Source organism: Mesorhizobium sp. M7A.F.Ca.CA.002.09.1.1, from assembly GCF_003998555.1.
GTDB classification, from domain to species: Bacteria; Pseudomonadota; Alphaproteobacteria; order Rhizobiales; family Rhizobiaceae; genus Mesorhizobium; species Mesorhizobium ciceri.
In genome coordinates this window covers 1-542 of record NZ_RZRR01001540.1, presented here as the reverse complement: position 1 = coordinate 542, position 542 = coordinate 1, and the positions used below count along the sequence as shown (strand labels likewise).

The 542-nt window shown below is 65.9% G+C and carries 1 pseudogene; it reads right to left on the bottom strand.

From position 1 onward, the window contains the following. Positions 1-542 (bottom strand): annotated as a pseudogene (locus EN994_RS34530) (ATP-binding cassette domain-containing protein); the annotation flags it as partial.

Here is a 542-nt window from a genome sequence, read left to right as displayed (position 1 = left end):
GGGTGACGAAGCGCGACTTGCCGACGCCGTTGCGGCCGAGCAGCACGATGCGGTCGCCCTGGCAGATATGGCGCTTGCCGGTTCGAAACAGCGGGGTGCCGTCGGGTGTTTCCACAGCCGCGTCGTCGAGCGTGATCAGCACCTTGGCGTGGGTGCCGCGATTGGCCAGTTTTATGGCACCCGCCGACTTTTCGCGGTGCGCCGGTGCGGCCGCTTCTTCCAGTTTTTCGGCCCGCAGGTTGAGCTGCTTGGTCTTCACCGTCAAAAGGTCGCTGCCCGAATTGATGCCGATGTTGTTGAGCTTGGCCGCCTGCCGGCGCAATTGCTGCGCCACCTTCATGTCGCGCTGGAACTTGCGCTCGGTCGAAGCATCGACCTCGTCGAGCGCCTGCCTGGCGCGGGAGTAGGGCAGGGCAAACACCGGCGACTGTTCCGGGCGCAGGAATAGGGTCCGGTTGGTGGTGGCGTCGAGGAAGGCGCGGTCGTGGCTGGCGATGACGACGGGCACCTCGCGCGGCAGCGTGTTCAGCCAGGTTTCGAGC